The organism is Agrobacterium sp. 5Ca50 (assembly GCF_055381905.1).
This window is the reverse complement of sequence record NZ_AP026439.1, coordinates 910,158-926,153: the sequence shown is the minus strand read 5'-3', so window position 1 is coordinate 926,153 and position 15,996 is coordinate 910,158. Positions and strand designations below refer to the sequence as shown.

The following is a 15,996-nucleotide window of genomic DNA, read 5'->3' as shown; positions in this document are numbered from 1 at the left end:
CAATGGAGACACTCTCGTCATCCAGCCTTCTACCGGACAACGTCTCGCAACCGACCTACAATCGAAAATTGCTCAAGCCGGGCCTCGTCCACATTGGCCTTGGCGCATTTCACCGCGCCCATCAGGCGGTTTTCACCCAGAAAGCCATCGAGAAGACATTTGGCCCCTGGGGTATCGTCGCAGTCAATTTGCGGTCGCCTGAGCCGGTCAAGGCACTACAACAACAGGAAGGCCTTTACTCGGTCATCACCCGTAGCGCAGATGGCGACAAGGCTGACATCATTGGCGTAACGGTTGACTGGATTTGTGCGGCAGAACGGGGAGGCGATGTTATCGCTTATCTTTCAAGCCCGGACACCCGTATCGTGACATTGACCGTCAGTGAGAAAGCCTATGGGCTTAATCCTCTCACGGGCGGTCTGGACCTACAACACCCTGCAATCAAGGCCGATATGGCTAACCCGCACGCACCAGTTGGCGTGGTCGGTTTTCTGGTCGAAGGTCTCGTCAGACGCCGGGAACGCGGTCATTCGCCCTTCACAATTCTATGCTGCGACAACCTGCCGTCCAACGGTCATGTGGTGCGTCGGTTGGTGCTGGAAATGGCTGAGCAACGAGATCCGGAACTCGCGCGCTGGATTGAACAAGAAGGCAAATTTCCCTGCAGCATGGTTGACCGTATTGTGCCTGCTGCAACAGCAGAAACACGGCAGCGGGCGATCTCTCTGCTTGGCGTCAATGATCGGTTGGCCATTGAAACCGAACCCTTCATGCAGTGGATCATCGAAGATGATTTCATTTCCGGACGCCCGGCATGGGAGGCCGGCGGTGCAGTATTTGCCACCCATGTTGAACCATATGAAAAAATGAAGCTGCGGTTACTCAACGGCTCTCACACGCTGATTGCCCATCTGGGCATTTTGCATGACCTGGAATTTGTCCGCGACGTGATGGCCGTGCCGGAATTCGTCGCAAAGGTTGAGCGGCATATGGAGGCTGTTGTCGCCACGCTCGATCCGGTTCCCGGCATCGATCTGCCGTTCTACCGCAAACAACTGTTGGACCGTTTTGCCAATCCAACCATCGCCCACCGCACCGAACAGATTGCACTGGACACTAGCCAGAAACTGCCACAACGCATTTTGTCAGCCGCATCTGAAACACTGGCAGCAGGCAGAGATGCAACCACCTTTGCCTATGTGATCGCCCTCTGGATCAAATCAATCCAGAAACGTGGTGATCTCGATGATCCACGCGGCCAAGAAATTCTCGCCGCGGCTGCGATCACTGATCCCACAGATGCCAGCGCACCATACTTCGCGATACCGGGATTGTTCCCGCCGGAATTGGTGAATGCCCGTTCCTGGCGGGATCAGGTGAATGCCGAACTGGCAAAACTTTAACCGGCTCGTTCCGCACAATCGATGAGGTTTGAAAGCAGCTTGGCGCGCGTCAACGCGCCAACAGAACCGTGTCGGGGCGTAACCCAACCGGCAACATCGGCCACATCATCAGCAACATCAGAAACAGCCTCGGAATTGGCATTATAAGAAATGCCGACACCGACAACGGCAGCGCCCGGTTTGATCATATCAGCGGTCACCAGATCAGGCTTTCCGGCCGCAGAGATCACCACATCAGCCAGTTTTGTGTGAGTGGCAATATCAGGTGTTTTGCTGTGAACCAGCGTCACTGTCGCATCAATGCCCGGAAGCGACAGCAACATGGCAAGCGGTCGCCCAGTTAACATCCCGCGACCTATGATCGTGATGTTTTTACCCGCCAGCGGTACCTGGTAATGACGAAGAAGCGCCAAAATGCCAGACGGCGTGCAGGCCAGCATTTTCGGAAAACCAGCACATAGCGCACCGAGATTGACTGGATGGAGGCCATCAATGTCTTTTGAAGGATCAACAGCTGCAAGAATTTCCTCCCCATCCAGATGTGATGGCAATGGAAGCTGCACCAGAAAACCGTGAACGCTTTTATCCCCGTTGAGATCGGACACCTGAGCAAGCAAACCGGACATGTCGACGTCGCCGGGCATCCTCAAATCGATGGATTCAATGCCCAAATCAATGCAATCGGCATGTTTGCGGGCGATATATCGATGGCTGGCGGGATCATCCCCCACCAGCACAGTGGCAATCTTTGGTGTCACGCCGGCAGTTCGCAAAGCCGCAACACGGCTCTTCATCTCCCGTCGCAGTTCAGTGGCCAGTAGATCACCATCAAGGACGATTGCTCTGCCAGCCATCTGCAAAACCTTACTTCAGACCAATGGACGGATCGATAAAGCGATTTGTAACGATCTGCTCCGGTGTAACATCTGGATCGGCACGCTCATCCAGCCGTGACTTGACGATCTTCAACATTTCCGCAACGCGCTCCATGTCGAAATCCCCAATGGTCGCATTTGGGCCGTTGCCGATGACACCGGTTTCCACCATGACCTTGGACGCGTTATCAATCAGGTCCATAGGTGTTTTCCACCAGCTTGCGGCAAGTCCGGCCTGGTTGAATTCAAAGATCAGCTTGTTTACTTCGGCCGGATCTTTCACGTAGTCGATATGGGCCTGCTGGATCAAAGGAACCAATTTTTCGAGGCATGACGCCAGCTCTTCCAGACGGTTTGTCGCCACCGACAGCATTCCGGTATAATTGCGGTAGCCGAGACTATCGATCAGCAGATAGTCAAGCGGTTTGCCCCAGTTGTTGCCGTGGCTGAACTTGTAGACCTCGTTGGTCACAAAACCCTGATTGAGCCATGTACCGTTGTTCGTAACGAAGTTTTCGCCGTCACCTCGATAGCCCTCAACAAAAACATCGCTCGGCACGCCCTGTTCGACAAGGTAGAGCCCGAAGGTTCGCTTGATGGTGGATACATAGATCTTGCCCTTGTCGCTTTCTGCAAAGGCCTTCAGATCGGCGATCGACTTGAAGCCGTCTGGGTAGGTTGCCTTGTCCCAGAAAAGCGCGGTCGGGGAGTTATCAAGCGGCGCCATCACACCGACGACAGGAAAACGCTTGGAAAAAATGAACGCGTTGTCCAGTTCCTGAAAACCGATCTGCGGTGTCACGCCGGCTTTTGAGTTGCCGTTGTAAAGCGCGGAATAGGCGGTCTCGCCATCGCCAAGACCAACACCGCTGCCGCCTTCCAGCAGCACGAGTTCGATGCCCGTTGCGCCGAGTGGGCCGGAATAACGACCGGTTTCCATTTTACCACCGGCACCGATCAACTGGTAAAGCCCGCCATGTTCGGCCTGCGCCAGCCAGTCCTTCTGAATGTAAAGCGGGCTGGGGCACACGTCCTTCAGCGAGGTCGTGTAATGTTCTTCGGCAAATGCGCCGGGCTCCTGCGCCCGCAGCGATGTGGCTGCGGTTGCCGCAATCACAGTTGACAGAAAAAATGCGCTTGTTTTATTCATGGTCGTTTCCCTCATCCCGTTCGCCTCCGCAGCGGCCAGTCTATTTATTGCGGCGCGCCGATTCATGCCACTGTGAAAACAGCCGGTTTCCCAGCCAGTTGAAGAACACATACACGCAGATCGACAGGATCGACGCTACGATAAGCGCCGCATACATCTGTTCGTATTTGAAGTCGATCTTGGTGTTCATCAGCATCTGGCCCAGTCCACCGCGTCCAGACAGGAAGAACAGCTCTGAAACGATTGCCGCAATAACCGCCAGACTGCCCGAAATACGCAACCCCGCAAACAGGGCAGGGGCCGCTGACGGCAGTCCAGCCTTGCGCAACATGACAAACCAGCTGGCGCCCTGAAGGCGAAACAGATCGATGATACCACGGTCAACGCTTTTCAGCCCCAGAAGAAGCGTGGTTGGAATGGCAAAGAAAGTAAACAGCGCAACAATCAGCACTTTCGGAAAAAAACCGAACCCCAGCGCGCTTTGAATGAGCGGGATGATTGCCATGATCGGAATGGACTGCAAGGCAACAAGGTAAGGGAAAACCGCTCGTTCCATCACATAGAACCGGAACATGATGATGCCGAGGAAAATACCTGTCGGTATCGAAATACCCAATCCTGCAAGCGCAATCGACATGGTGGTGATGGAACGCTCCAGCAGCTCTTCGCGCACAGCGGCAATTCCAAATGCCTGTGACCAGAGATCGCTGACACCTGGCATCAGGAACTGGCGATGCGGCTCAAGGTTGCCGCGCACAAAGACGTATAGACAGAACAAGACGCCACCCATGATCAGAGGCGGCAAGAAGGCCTTCAGCAATTGACGTGCGAAACCCAACGGTCGGGCCGGTGATATGGCGGATTGGCGTTCCAACAACGGTTTCTGGGGCTTCATTACGCTTCCATCACCTTGCGCAGGGATTTAGAAATTTCGCCACACAGAGCTGAAAATTCAGGCGTGTAACGCAAATCCGGCTCGCGTGGATAAGCGAAGTCCACATCAAAAACTTCGACAATGCGGCCGGGTCTATTCGACATCACCGCTACCTTGCTGGAGAGATAGACAGCCTCTGCAATGGAATGTGTAATGAATAGACCACTGAAACCTTGATTGAGGTAAAGGGCCATCACCTCATCATTCAGGCGTTCGCGGGTGATCTCATCCAATGCACCAAAGGGCTCATCGAACAAGAAGACATTGGGGTTTAAAGCGAGCGATCTTGCCAGTGAAACGCGCATACGCATGCCGCCGGAAAGGCTTTTAGGATAATAATCCTCAAAACCGGAAAGACCAACCATATCAATTTGTTCACGGGCAATCTTCTGGCGATCCGTCAGGGAATAGCCCCTCAGTTCCATCAGCAGTTCGACATTGGCCTGAACTTTTCGCCAAGGCAGAAGTGTAGCATCCTGGAAAGTGTAACCCAGTTGTTGCCTGTCCACCCAAACATCGCCAGCCGTCTGCCGGATTAAACCGGACGCCAAGCGCAACAATGTCGATTTTCCGCAACCCGATGGTCCGACAATCGAAACGAACTCCCCGGTCTTTACGGACAATGTGACATCTTGCAGCGCCTGCACACCATCAGGGAAGCGCAGCGAGACCTGATCGAAGGCGAGAGCGGTATTGGCCTGTGGCAAATGTGACGGGAAGGTGCTGTCTCCTGTCGTCATGGCATTGATGGGTTCATTGGTAGATAGCCTTGTTATCGCTTAGAACCGTGACATGTCCCTGCGTATTTTTTCAATGAATGCTTCTACCCGTTCAGGCTTGGCGTTGTTCATGTTGTAAAGGGCATTATAACTCACCTTTACGCGGGGATTACACACAACACGTAGAAAACGGGTCGCATTGCGACGCGGTGTATCACCGAGAAAAATTGCCCGCCAGCGCGGTGATCCGTAGGTCGTCACCGTCGCCAGTTTCTTGATGTTGGCAAGACCGGGACCGAGTTTTCCATCCTTCAATACAAAGGACACATCCGGCAGAAAAACACGATCAAAATAGCCTTTCAAAATGGCAGGCCAGCCAAAATTCCAGATTGGATGACAGAGTACCAGCGCATCGGCATTTTTCAGCCGGTCAACATAAGGTGCCACGCGGCTGCGATTGATGCTGACATCGTGATAGTCCCGACGATCGGCTTCCGACAAAACGGGGTCGAAGCCTTCAGCATAGAGATCGAGGTCGTCAACTTCATGGCCGGCGGCCTTGAGACTTTCGACAACGACTTGATGCAGCCTGGCATTCAGGCTGTCTTTCAACGGGTGAGCATAGATGACATGTACTTTCATTGCCGAAGCTTTAAGAAATTATCCCGGAAAAGGAAATCTCCCTCAGAGGGCTGATATCAAATTTGTTGCGCGAGAGAGCAAAACCGCGTCAGAAGCCGTGACAGGCATAAAGTGGAGCCCAATTTCATGACCAGTATTGTCACCGGTTTCGAAATCGCTGCGGGGATCAATGCGGACACGCTAAAGCGCTCATCAGCGATGGCAAGGTCACCGCGCTGCACGATCCTGTTGGATCAGGCAAATGCCGGCATGAATGCCTATGCAGAACGCTTACGTTCGATGGCACTGCAAGCGGGCATAAAGGTGGAAACCGAAACATACCCGGCAAATGCGGCGGACCTCTTCGAACGCATCACCGTCTTAAGGGACGACCCTGTTGTTGATGCCGTTGCCACTCTCTATCCACTGCCATCAGACGTTGAACCTGTCGATCTGGCATTGGCCCTTGGTCCCGACAAGGACATAGACGGTCTGCACCCGCTTCATGCGGGCAGACTTGCACTTGGGGTTCCATCCCGCGCTCCTGCAACAGCGCAGGCTTGCGTGCTTATGGCGCAGGAACTGGTGAGCTCTCTAAACGGGAAAAACGTCACCATTATCGGTGCGTCTCGCATTGTCGGGCGGCCACTTGCACAGATGTTGTTGGATCAGGAAGCAACCGTCAGCATCACACATGCAGCAACCCGGGATTTACCGTCACACACACTCCGGTCGGACATCATCATAACGGCCGCTGGCGTTCCAAAATTGCTTGATGCAAACCACGTTGCCAAAGGCGCTATTGTCATCGACGTTGCGATCAATCGCACCGCAACAGGACTCGTCGGAGATGCGGATCAGGCAGCACTCAGAGGCATCGCCTCGGTCATCACACATGTGCCTGATGGCGTTGGCCCCCTTACCACAGCATGCCTGTTTCGAAATATTCTGGAAGCAGCAGAAGCAGCTTCGACTATCGTTTGATTTGTAGCGAAGAAACGTATTCTTATGTCGAGCATATCCCGGCTCGCGGGTGAGGCTGGAAGGAATACGACATGTTTGGGACAATAAAAACAATGGCAGCGGCTACGGTCGTATGCCTGCTTATACCTGCAATGGGCATTGCCGCTGAAGTGCGCACTGGTGTTACATATGCCGGAGAAGTCGAGAAGAATGCGGGCCGCGCTGCCATGCAGAACCTCATTTTCGACCTAGCCGCAGCTTGGGCATCCTGCAACGCAAGTCTGATGAAAAACACGGTGGCCGAGGATGTGGAGTTTTCCTACCCGACCAATCATGTTTCCGGCCGTGACAAGATGTTGGAGGATCTCGCACAGTTCTGCAAAAATGCCAAGGATACCAGTATCTACCTTCCGGCTGATGCATTCTTCATCGACATGGAAAAGGGTCGTATCGCAGCCGAATTGCAGTTCCGCACGTTTCAGAGTGGCAACCGCCAGGTGGTGAATGATGTCTGGATCGCCCACGTCAAGAACGGCAAGATCAGCGTCATCAAGGAATATCTCGACGGACGGGTCAAAGACCTGCAGGCGCAGGGCGTTTTGCAGCTTGAAGAAAGCCCTGAAACTTTGACGCCATGGCCACCTCGTACCGAGCAATGGAAAGGCTGTTTTCCGCTGGTTAAGGCTGCGCCAACCAACACTTGTCCTTAAAGAAATCCCCGGGCAGTTTCTGGAACTGTCCGGGGATATTCATTTACATCAGATCGCGCTTGAAACTCTCGTCCCACTCGCGAGTCTTCACCGCTGCGCCATTTTCGTAAGCCGTCAATGTGCCTGTTAGATAGAAATTGTCTCTATCGGAGGTCATTGCTGTGCGGCTTTCAACCTTGATGCGCCAACCTTCACGACCCATTTCATAGGTCTGCGTCAGCACGTATTTTGCAGTCAGCGGGTCGTTATCCTGGATGGTCAACTCGCGACGCAAGCTATGGCTCAACTCGGTGTCGATCTCGTCGAAACGCAGCACACCTTCTCCGAACAGACCACCAACACCCTCAGTAATGTAGGTATTGATGCCGGTTTCATGGTCCTGCTCGGTCCAACGGCGAACCGTGCCAGCATCTGTTTGTGTGACCGGTGTGAATGGGCCATGAGCAGGTGCGGCAAAGGAAACGGCAATGCCGTCGCCGGCAGCACGCTGCGGCAGTTCCAGCGCGCTTTCGGCAACCGAAATGCTCAAGGTGGCATCATAAGGAGCGGTCCAGACCATCGGCCAATAGGCCGTTGCAATTGCCAGCTGGATCTTGTGCCCCTTGGCGAAACGATAACCGCAATCATTCAGCTTGATAGCAACGTCATAAAACTGACCTGGGACAAGCGCTTCCGGATTTTCATGGCTGTCACGGTGGGTCAGGTTGAACACCTGATAGCTGGTGCGGGAGACGCGCCCATCCGGCAGGACATCGTTAAGACGCAGGTTGATCTGCGCAACAGGGCAATCTGCAGCAATGCGCAGGCGCACAACAGGCGCTCCAAGCACGTCGAGATCGTCCTGCAATGTCGCGGTTTCAAAAACAAGCGCGCCGCCATTGTCGAGGCGCTGATCCGTAGGGTGTTCACCCGGGCAACCGGTCGACATCCACTCGCCAGCAGCCTTGCCGTGGCTCTGCGGTGAACGAATGGACAGAACACCTTCTGTTGTCGCCGCTTCGGTCAGGCTGCGATCTGCACCAAGATGCAGTTTTTTGGGTGAAATCGCTGGCGACGGCCATTCGGCTTCACCAACCCAACGACCATTGGTTGTGGTGCGGGTGCCGGTCGGCTCAATGGTGTCGCACACAAAGGCGCGCATCATCGGCTCATTCATGATGCCGGTTTCTTTGCCCTTCAGCCAATGATCCCACCAGCGTGTCGCTTCCTGCAGGAAACCGATTGCCGGGCCAGGCACCCCGTCCTGTGGATAGATGTGACCCCATGGACCGATGATGCCGCGGCGCGGAACTGTGAGGTTTTCAAGCAGGCGAGATACCGGGTTTGTATAGCTGTCCGCCCAGGCACCGATTGCCAGAACAGGGCACTGGATATCGTTCCAGTCTTCGCAAACCGAACCATGCTTCCAGTAGTCATCGTAGCGCTGATGCTCGAGCCACAAAGCCGGGAAAAACGGCAGCTTTTCAAGCCGTTCCAGCCAGCTGTCACGCCAGCTGTCACCAACGATTTTTGGATCAAGCGGACGGCTTTGGTAGGCAAGCATGATCGTGCCCCACCACAGATTGTCGTTGAGCAACAGACCACCCATGTAGTGGATGTCGTCGGTGTAACGGTTATCCGTCGAATAGGCCGTAATTATTGCCTTCAATGCCGGTGGACGGCGGGAGGCAACCTGAAGGCTGTTGAAGCCACCCCAGCTTTTGCCCATCATGCCGACATTGCCGCTGCACCATGGCTGACGCGAAATCCAGTCGATCACCTCAAGGGCGTCATCCTGTTCCTGCTTCAGATACTCGTCCGCCATGTGGCCGTCGGATTCACCCGTTCCGCGCATATCAACACGAATGGCGGCATAACCCTGTGCTGCAAAATAGCCATGCATCGGCTCATCACGACCGCGGGTGCCGTCACGCTTGCGGTAAGGGATATATTCGAGAACTGCCGGAACGGGCGACGTTTCTGCATCTTCGGGCAGCCAGAGGCGGGCACCAAGGCGCACACTATCGCTCATCGTGATCCAGATATGTTCTTCAACATGTACTGTCATGGGATATTCCAATTGAAGCTGTTGCGGTCAGGCGCTTGCCACCGCGAAAGGAGAGCAGAAGTGGCGGCCGATCCTCAGAGCAGCCGCCACTTGAAATCAGGCAGCAGTAACGCCGTCACGTTTTGCCAGCACGTCATCGAGCCAGTCGCGGCGCAGTTCCGGAACAGAGGTAATCAGCTGTTCGGTGTAAGGCTGGTAAGGAGGCTTGAAGATTTCCTCCGTCGTACCGGTTTCAACGATGCGGCCATGCTGCATCACCATGGTGCGATCAGCCAGACGGCGAACAACACCAAGGTCATGGGTGATGAACAGGTACGAAACACCCAACTCGTCCTGCAAGGATCGCAGAAGTCTCAGAATTTCTTCAGCCACCAGAGGGTCAAGAGCCGACGTCACCTCATCGCAGATGATGAGGTCAGGCCGTGCAGCAAGAGCACGTGCAATACACACACGTTGCTTCTGGCCACCCGACAGCGCCTTTGGCAGTCTCTCGGCAAAATCCTGCGGCAGACCGATCAGGTCGAGTATGCGCGCCACTTCTGCTTTGCGCTGCTCTTCATTCATGCCGAAGTAGAACGACATTGGACGACCAATGATTTCACCAACAGTCTGACGCGGGTTCAGCGCAACATCCGGAAGCTGGTAAACCAGCTGGATGCGACGCAATTCTTCACGGCTGCGCTTGGTGTAGTTGTCGGCAACTCGTTGGCCAGCGAGAGAGATAACACCTGAGGAGTGTGGAGGCAGGCCAGCAATGACACGGGCGAGGGTCGATTTACCCGATCCGGATTCACCCACGACCGCAAGCGTTTCGCCCTTGCGAAGTTGGCAATTTACGTCAGTCAGCACTTTCTTCTTGCCGTAGTAGGCTGTGACGTCACGCACATCGAGCAGCACTTCACCGCCCTTGTGGTGCGCACCACTGCCGGCAATGCTGGCTTCACGCTCCGAGACAAGACGACGCGTGTAGTCCTCCTGCGGATGCTCCAGGATTTGTTCGGCAGAACCTGCTTCAACCTGTTTTCCATGACGAAGAACAGTAATGCTGTCGGCAATCTGCGCAACAACAGCCAGATCGTGCGTAATGTAAAGTGCCGCGGTGTTGTACCGCTGGATCAGACTACGTAGCAGCGCGAGAACCTCGATCTGCGTCGTTACATCAAGCGCTGTGGTCGGCTCGTCCAGAACCAGAATATCCGGGCGGCAGGACATGGCCATGGCAACCATGGCACGCTGCAACTGACCACCGGACACCTGGTGCGGATACCGGTTGCCAAAGTTCTGGTAATCCGGCAGTTGCAGCGTCTGCAACAGTTCCAGCATCCAGGCCTGCGCCTCCTGCCGGTTCATGATACCGTGATAAAGCGGACCTTCCATGATCTGCTCGCCAATTTTCATGGCCGGATTAAAAGCCGCAGCAGCACTCTGTGCCACGTAAGCGATCCGTGCACCGCGCACAGCCTCGCGGCCTGCACGCGTTACCCTCATCAGCGACACGCCGTCGACGAGAATTTCACCGTCGACGATACGGCAACCGTTACGGCCATAGCCCATGGCCGCAAGGCCAATGGTGGATTTACCCGCACCGGATTCACCGATCAGTCCCTTTACCTCGCCGCGTTTCAAGTCGAGATCGACATTGTCGACGAGAATGGCGCCATTCGGAGCCGCAACCTTGAGGCCACGGATTTGCAGAACATTGCTATCGCTCATCTGTCTGCTCCCTGAACTGAACTGCGGCCAGCCAGCAACCAGTCAACCACGAGGTTGACGCCAATCGTCAGAATGGCAATGGCAGCAGCCGGATAGAGCGGCGCGTAAAGACCATAAAGAATAGCCTGCTGGTTATCCTTCACCATACCGCCCCAGTCGGCGAATGGTGGCTGCACGCCAAGTCCAAGGAAGGACAGACCCGCAACGAACAGGAAGGTAAAGCAGAAACGCAGACCGAATTCAGCAATCAATGGAGGCAAGGCATTGGGCAGGATTTCCTTGAAAACCAGCCACAACAGACCTTCACCACGCAGACGCGCCGTTTCGGCATATTCAAGCACGTTAACACCCTGCGCCACGATGCGGGCCAGACGGAACACACGGGTCGAATCCAGCAGCGCGATCGTGATGATCAACACCGGAATGGATGAACCAAGCGCCTGAAGAACCACCAGTGCCGAAATCAGAACCGGTATACACATGACCGTATCGACAATGCGCGACAGAACGGTATCCAGCCAGCCACCGAAAATCGCAGCAATAAAACCGAAGGTGATGCCAATGGTAAACGACATAAGTGAAGCCGCCAGGGAAACACCGATCGAAATCTGTGCACCGGCAAGCAGACGCGACAGCATGTCACGACCGTTCTGATCAAGGCCGAACCAGTGGGCAGCCGACGGAGCGTCAAACGGTGCGCCGACAATTTCTTCCTGTCCAAATGGTGCGATGCTTGGCCCCAGAACAAACAGGATGATGTTGACGGAAATGATAAACAGACCGACCCATGCGGTCGGAGTGATGGAACGAATGGTTTTCATCGTGGATGCCTCAAACGCGGGTTGAGGGCGATTGCCGAAACATCGGCGATGATGTTCAGAATGACGTAAGCGGCACCAAAGACCAATGCAGCCGCCTGAACCAGAGGCAAATCGCGTTTCGAAACAGCGTCAACCATGAACCGGCCAAGGCCGTTATAGTTGAACACCGCTTCCACCAGCACTACACCGGTAATGAGATAGGCAATGTTAAACGAGACAACATTGACAATGGGGGCCGCAGCATTGGGAAGCGCGTGACGCATCACGGCACGTTTGGTACGCAAACCCTTGAGGTATGCCGTTTCCACGTAGGCCTGATCCATAACCGCCAGAACGGCAGTACGGGTCATACGCAGCATCTGGGCAACCGTAACCAGGACCAGCGTCAAGGCTGGCAATGTTGTCGCCTTTAACCAATCGGTAAAGCTCATGCCAGGATAGATATCAGCAAGGCTTGGTAGCAGGTTGTAATGCACCGATACGAACAGGATTAGCAGCAGGCCGAGAAAATATTCTGGCAGGGAAACAAATCCCAGCGCAACGACATTGACGATCCGGTCGAAAAGGCTACCGCGCCAGATAGCACTGAGGAGGCCGAGAAGGATGGCAACGGGTACACTGACGAGAGCGGCATAAAGCGCCAGCGCCATGGTGTTCCAAAAGCGTGGCCACAGAAGATCCGCGACAGGCTGACGGTTGGCCAAAGAGTTTCCGAGATCGCCGGTTACAAAACCGCCGAGCCAAGTGAAATAGCGTTGCAGGAGAGGCTGGTCCAGACCGAGATCGGCGCGAAGGACGGCAAGGGATTCAGGCGTAGCGTTCTGGCCGAGTATCGCTGACGCCACATCACCGGGCAGAAGCTGAGTGCCGGCGAAAATAAGCGCCGACACCAGCAGTAGCGTCAAAATACCCAAAGCAACGCGCTTCAGGATAAGTTTTGTCATTATTCTTCCAACCAGACCTTTTCAGCAAGGCGTGCGCCCATGAAGTTGAACATGGGGTGGGTGGTCACGCCCTTCAGTTTCTTGGAAGCAGCGTCAAGGTAATCGCCGAACATCGGGATAATCGCGCCGCCGTCATCGGAAATCAGGCCCTGAAGTTCAGCGTAGATTTCTTTGCGCTTTGCATCATCGAGCAATGCGCGCGCTTCGACCAGCTTCTTGTCGAAGCTGTCATTTTTCCAATGCGTATCGTTCTGTGCCGAGGTCGAGGCATAGGCGATGGTCAGCATCTGGTCTGCAGTCGGACGGCCGCCCCAATAGGACATGCAGAACGGCGCCTTCATCCAGACGTTATCCCAGTAACCATCAGCCGGTTCGCGCTTGAGCGAAATTTCGATGCCGCTTGCAGCAGCAGCTGTGCGGAAGATCGCAGCCGCATCAACAGCACCAGAGAAGGCAGCTTCAGAAGCAGAAAGCTCAACCTTTAGGCTGTCGAGACCTGCCTGCTTGAGGTAGAACTTCGCCTTTTCGGGATCGTATGGACGCTGTGGCAGGTCCGCCGCATAAAAACGGTCCGAGCTTGGGATCGGATGGTCGTTACCGATGCGGCCGTACCCACGCAGCGCGGTTTTCAGCAACTGCTCACGGTCGATCGAGTGCTTCAGCGCCAGACGGACGTTGTTGTCCGTGTAAGGCGCCTGTGTGCAATCCATCAAAAATGTGAAGTGCTGGCCACCGGCCGACTGAACAATATTGAGGTTCGGGTTGCGGCGCAGCAGGTCAACGGTCTTGAAGTCGAGCTGGTTGATCGCATGAACCTGACCGGACATCATGGCGTTGGTACGGGCCGAAATGTCATTGATAACGATAACTTCTACCGCATCGACGTGGGCAGCATTCGGCTTCCAGTAGTTTGGGTTGCGGGTGAAGCGCGAACGGACGCCCGGATCATAGCTCTCGTAAACGAACGGTCCAGTGCCAACAGGCTTGCTGAAATCCGTCCAGCCATCGGGAACGACCAGGAAGTGGTAATCGGACAGAATGTAAGGCAGGTCAGCGTTGCCGCTTTCCAGCACGATCTTCACTTCGCTTTCGGAGACCTTCTCGACTGCCTTCAAGGCTGCCGCAACCGAGCGAGCAGCGGAGGTGGTTTCACCACGGTGTAGGTTGATCGAGTAGATGACGTCTTCAACTGTCAGGGCCTTGCCGTTGTGGAACGTGACACCTTGACGCAGTTTGAAGGTCCACTCAACCGCACCAGGTTGCGCTTCCCAGCTTTCAAACAGTTCAGGAACAGCCTGATTGTTGGCATCGATTTCGACAAGGCCGTTCATGATCATGAAGGCCTGGTTGACGGGAACCCAGTCTTTCAGAATGCGCGGATCGAGGTTGTCAGTCGTGCTGCCACCGCCGATACCAAGCTTCAAAACACCGCCTTTTTTCGGAGTTTCGGAACCTTGGGCGCGCGCATCGGTAATGAAACCGGCAGAAAGCGCAGTCAAACCGGCGGCACCAGCAAGGAAGCCTCGCCGATTGATTGCAAAGGAAAAGGGTGAAGACGTCATACTATGGGTTCCCTGTTTTTATCCAAGCCGCAGCAAGGCTCGGCCGAGGCCATTGCCCTATCGTACTCCATCGTTCGGTACTAGCTAAGCGACGCTCCGAGGGGGTATGATTTTTATGCATGGGGGCATGAAATCTCAATGTATTGGTTTCTTTTTCAAGCGGAGTAGATGAGCAACGCCGGAGCCTGTCCGGTGTCATTATTCCCCTGAGACACAGGGGTTATCGCGTATGGAGTGAACCATGGGGCTTGCTGATTTTGTTGGCCTTGCAGGAGCTTTTTTCTATCTCTTCGCCTATGCTCTGTTGCAGCTGCGCTTCCTGACGATTGAAGACGGGCGTTACACGCTTCTCAATGTTCTGGGCGGTGTTGCACTCATCTATTCGCTGATGTGGAACTTCAATATCGGCTCACTCATCTCGCAGGTAGCGTGGCTGATTTTTACGATTATCGGCTACACGCGTTTCCTGATGGAAAAGCGTCGTAAAGCCCGTGTTGTGCCTGTCTAGGATTGATCGTTGACGTATGTCAACCGCCACCAAAGCGCATCAAAGACAGGGTGCGCTTTGGTTTCTACGTATGGTTTTAGCAAACAGCGCAACTGCGCCGTATTACAAATGTTCCCGTGTAGTTTCCTGATTATTGGCGATAAGCCAATCTGAAACCTCGCGCACAATTTTGCGCTGATGGCGATCTGACGGACGCATAAGATAGAACTTTCCCTCAGAGCGCATCGTGTGCGAATGCATGGGAACAAGCGCGCCGCTATCCAACTGATCGCGGATAAGCCATGTCCAGCCCAAGGTTACTCCAAGCCCTTGCGATGCCGCAGCAACGCAAAGACCGTAGTCGCCAAGCCGCCATTGAATAGCGTCCTGCGGTGGGGTGATCTGTGATGAATGCCACCAGTCGCGCCAGTCCTGCCATTCGCGCATCGAATCTTCAATCGAGATCAGAACGGGCGCTTTCTGGTCCATGAGGTCAGGCATCCCCCCCTTGGAAACCGGCACCACTTCCTCCCGCCCAAGTTCGGACAACCAGACACCGATCGGGCGTTCCTTGCGGTAGAAAATTGCCAAATCAAATTCATCAAGACGCAGATGCGCGACATCATCGGTCACCCGCAGTCTAAGTTCGACACCGGCGATGTCCTGCTTCAGTTTCGAGAGGCGGGGTAAAAACCACTGGTCAGCAATACCGCGTGAACAGGCAATGGTGATCTGTCGTGCGCCAGACCATGAGCGCACACTATCCGTCACGCTGGCTATTTCGGAAATGAGCCGTGAGACGTCGATCGAATAGTTTTCACCCATGGTCGTCAGACGGACACCAGTCGGTACGCGATCAAACAACTTGGAACCAATGAATGCCTCCAGTTTGCTGATCTGGCGACTGACGGCACTCTGCGTCAGGCCCAATTCAATGCCCGCACGGGAAAAGCTGCCGAGCCGCGAAGCGGTTTCAAAAACCACCAGCGCCTCCAGCGGCGGAAGCCGAGTTGCCGTTCCCATGTGCCATCTCCAGATTTGAAGCAA

The 15,996-nt window shown here is 54.7% G+C and carries 15 protein-coding genes; 4 read left to right on the top strand and 11 right to left on the bottom strand.

Going from position 1 to position 15,996, the window contains the following annotated elements; all coding sequences use genetic code 11:
- The first annotated feature begins 2 nt into the window (after positions 1-2).
- Entirely contained in the window at positions 3-1,403 is a 1,401-nt protein-coding gene (locus ACZ5FM_RS21745; protein WP_464041044.1) for a mannitol dehydrogenase family protein, read from the top strand.
- Here the strand turns inward: ACZ5FM_RS21745 and ACZ5FM_RS21740 are convergent.
- Genes ACZ5FM_RS21740 through ACZ5FM_RS21720 form a run of 5 tightly spaced genes read right to left on the bottom strand, consistent with a single transcriptional unit; the run spans position 1,400 to position 5,723 of the window.
- Positions 1,400-2,257, bottom strand: a complete 858-nt coding sequence (locus ACZ5FM_RS21740; RefSeq protein ID WP_464040740.1) for a bifunctional 5,10-methylenetetrahydrofolate dehydrogenase/5,10-methenyltetrahydrofolate cyclohydrolase — start codon at positions 2,255-2,257, stop codon at positions 1,400-1,402. The two genes, ACZ5FM_RS21745 and ACZ5FM_RS21740, sit on opposite strands and share 4 nt — an antisense overlap.
- 10 nt (positions 2,258-2,267) lie before the next feature.
- Positions 2,268-3,428: a hypothetical protein gene (locus ACZ5FM_RS21735; RefSeq protein ID WP_464040739.1), complete on the bottom strand. Its 1,161-nt coding sequence runs from the start codon at positions 3,426-3,428 to the stop codon at positions 2,268-2,270.
- Between the two features lie 40 nt (positions 3,429-3,468).
- Positions 3,469-4,323, bottom strand: coding sequence for an ABC transporter permease (locus tag ACZ5FM_RS21730; RefSeq protein ID WP_464040738.1), 855 nt, complete (start codon positions 4,321-4,323; stop codon positions 3,469-3,471).
- Complete coding sequence (locus tag ACZ5FM_RS21725) at positions 4,323-5,102, bottom strand: ABC transporter ATP-binding protein (protein WP_464040737.1); 780 nt, start codon at positions 5,100-5,102, stop codon at positions 4,323-4,325. Before ACZ5FM_RS21725 ends, ACZ5FM_RS21730 begins: the two co-directional genes overlap by 1 nt.
- A gap of 39 nt (positions 5,103-5,141) precedes the next feature.
- Positions 5,142-5,723, bottom strand: coding sequence for an NAD(P)H-dependent oxidoreductase (locus tag ACZ5FM_RS21720; RefSeq protein WP_192489105.1), 582 nt, complete (start codon positions 5,721-5,723; stop codon positions 5,142-5,144).
- Positions 5,724-5,849: 126 nt separating this feature from the next.
- Between ACZ5FM_RS21720 and ACZ5FM_RS21715 the strand changes: the two genes are divergently transcribed.
- Together ACZ5FM_RS21715 and ACZ5FM_RS21710 are read left to right on the top strand one after the other, a co-directional pair.
- The gene (locus ACZ5FM_RS21715; protein ID WP_464040736.1) at positions 5,850-6,686 is read left to right on the top strand and encodes a tetrahydrofolate dehydrogenase/cyclohydrolase catalytic domain-containing protein; all 837 of its coding nucleotides are present in this window, start codon (positions 5,850-5,852) and stop codon (positions 6,684-6,686) included.
- A 71-nt stretch (positions 6,687-6,757) separates the two neighbouring features.
- Positions 6,758-7,375 carry a nuclear transport factor 2 family protein gene (locus ACZ5FM_RS21710; protein WP_464040735.1) on the top strand — a complete coding sequence of 206 codons (618 nt, stop codon included), beginning with the start codon at positions 6,758-6,760 and terminating at the stop codon, positions 7,373-7,375.
- A 43-nt stretch (positions 7,376-7,418) separates the two neighbouring features.
- Here ACZ5FM_RS21710 and ACZ5FM_RS21705 read toward each other — a convergent pair whose 3' ends face one another.
- The 5 genes from ACZ5FM_RS21705 to ACZ5FM_RS21685 form a co-directional block, all read right to left on the bottom strand.
- Positions 7,419-9,422 (bottom strand): CocE/NonD family hydrolase, encoded by a 2,004-nt coding sequence (locus ACZ5FM_RS21705; RefSeq protein WP_464040734.1) that lies wholly within the window; start codon positions 9,420-9,422, stop codon positions 7,419-7,421.
- A gap of 96 nt (positions 9,423-9,518) precedes the next feature.
- Positions 9,519-11,135 carry an ABC transporter ATP-binding protein gene (locus ACZ5FM_RS21700; protein WP_464040733.1) on the bottom strand — a complete coding sequence of 539 codons (1,617 nt, stop codon included), beginning with the start codon at positions 11,133-11,135 and terminating at the stop codon, positions 9,519-9,521.
- Positions 11,132-11,956, bottom strand: a complete 825-nt coding sequence (locus tag ACZ5FM_RS21695) for an ABC transporter permease (RefSeq protein ID WP_464040732.1) — start codon at positions 11,954-11,956, stop codon at positions 11,132-11,134. Before ACZ5FM_RS21695 ends, ACZ5FM_RS21700 begins: the two co-directional genes overlap by 4 nt.
- Positions 11,953-12,900 (bottom strand): ABC transporter permease, encoded by a 948-nt coding sequence (locus ACZ5FM_RS21690; RefSeq protein WP_192489110.1) that lies wholly within the window; start codon positions 12,898-12,900, stop codon positions 11,953-11,955. The genes ACZ5FM_RS21695 and ACZ5FM_RS21690 overlap by 4 nt, the downstream gene beginning before the upstream one ends.
- Positions 12,900-14,462 (bottom strand): ABC transporter substrate-binding protein, encoded by a 1,563-nt coding sequence (locus ACZ5FM_RS21685; RefSeq protein ID WP_464040731.1) that lies wholly within the window; start codon positions 14,460-14,462, stop codon positions 12,900-12,902. The genes ACZ5FM_RS21690 and ACZ5FM_RS21685 overlap by 1 nt, the downstream gene beginning before the upstream one ends.
- A 241-nt stretch (positions 14,463-14,703) precedes the next feature.
- On the opposite strand from ACZ5FM_RS21685, the gene ACZ5FM_RS21680 reads away from it, so the two are divergent.
- Positions 14,704-14,970, top strand: a complete 267-nt coding sequence (locus ACZ5FM_RS21680; protein WP_192489112.1) for a CBU_0592 family membrane protein — start codon at positions 14,704-14,706, stop codon at positions 14,968-14,970.
- Positions 14,971-15,072: 102 nt separating this feature from the next.
- Here the strand turns inward: ACZ5FM_RS21680 and ACZ5FM_RS21675 are convergent, their stop codons facing one another.
- A complete protein-coding gene (locus tag ACZ5FM_RS21675; RefSeq protein ID WP_464040730.1) occupies positions 15,073-15,972 on the bottom strand; it encodes a LysR substrate-binding domain-containing protein in 900 nt (299 codons plus the stop codon).
- Positions 15,973-15,996: the final 24 nt, after the last annotated feature.

What these genes read in the sequence shown, in the direction of transcription:
- ACZ5FM_RS21745 (WP_464041044.1), top strand. Translation starts at nt 3, where the DNA reads ATGGAGACACTCTCGTCATCCAGCCTTCTACCGGACAACGTCTCGCAA.
- ACZ5FM_RS21740 (WP_464040740.1), bottom strand. Translation starts at nt 2,257, where the DNA reads ATGGCTGGCAGAGCAATCGTCCTTGATGGTGATCTACTGGCCACTGAA.
- ACZ5FM_RS21735 (WP_464040739.1), bottom strand. Translation starts at nt 3,428, where the DNA reads ATGAATAAAACAAGCGCATTTTTTCTGTCAACTGTGATTGCGGCAACC.
- ACZ5FM_RS21730 (WP_464040738.1), bottom strand. Translation starts at nt 4,323, where the DNA reads ATGAAGCCCCAGAAACCGTTGTTGGAACGCCAATCCGCCATATCACCG.
- ACZ5FM_RS21725 (WP_464040737.1), bottom strand. Translation starts at nt 5,102, where the DNA reads ATGACGACAGGAGACAGCACCTTCCCGTCACATTTGCCACAGGCCAAT.
- ACZ5FM_RS21720 (WP_192489105.1), bottom strand. Translation starts at nt 5,723, where the DNA reads ATGAAAGTACATGTCATCTATGCTCACCCGTTGAAAGACAGCCTGAAT.
- ACZ5FM_RS21715 (WP_464040736.1), top strand. Translation starts at nt 5,850, where the DNA reads ATGACCAGTATTGTCACCGGTTTCGAAATCGCTGCGGGGATCAATGCG.
- ACZ5FM_RS21710 (WP_464040735.1), top strand. Translation starts at nt 6,758, where the DNA reads ATGTTTGGGACAATAAAAACAATGGCAGCGGCTACGGTCGTATGCCTG.
- ACZ5FM_RS21705 (WP_464040734.1), bottom strand. Translation starts at nt 9,422, where the DNA reads ATGACAGTACATGTTGAAGAACATATCTGGATCACGATGAGCGATAGT.
- ACZ5FM_RS21700 (WP_464040733.1), bottom strand. Translation starts at nt 11,135, where the DNA reads ATGAGCGATAGCAATGTTCTGCAAATCCGTGGCCTCAAGGTTGCGGCT.
- ACZ5FM_RS21695 (WP_464040732.1), bottom strand. Translation starts at nt 11,956, where the DNA reads ATGAAAACCATTCGTTCCATCACTCCGACCGCATGGGTCGGTCTGTTT.
- ACZ5FM_RS21690 (WP_192489110.1), bottom strand. Translation starts at nt 12,900, where the DNA reads ATGACAAAACTTATCCTGAAGCGCGTTGCTTTGGGTATTTTGACGCTA.
- ACZ5FM_RS21685 (WP_464040731.1), bottom strand. Translation starts at nt 14,462, where the DNA reads ATGACGTCTTCACCCTTTTCCTTTGCAATCAATCGGCGAGGCTTCCTT.
- ACZ5FM_RS21680 (WP_192489112.1), top strand. Translation starts at nt 14,704, where the DNA reads ATGGGGCTTGCTGATTTTGTTGGCCTTGCAGGAGCTTTTTTCTATCTC.
- ACZ5FM_RS21675 (WP_464040730.1), bottom strand. Translation starts at nt 15,972, where the DNA reads ATGGGAACGGCAACTCGGCTTCCGCCGCTGGAGGCGCTGGTGGTTTTT.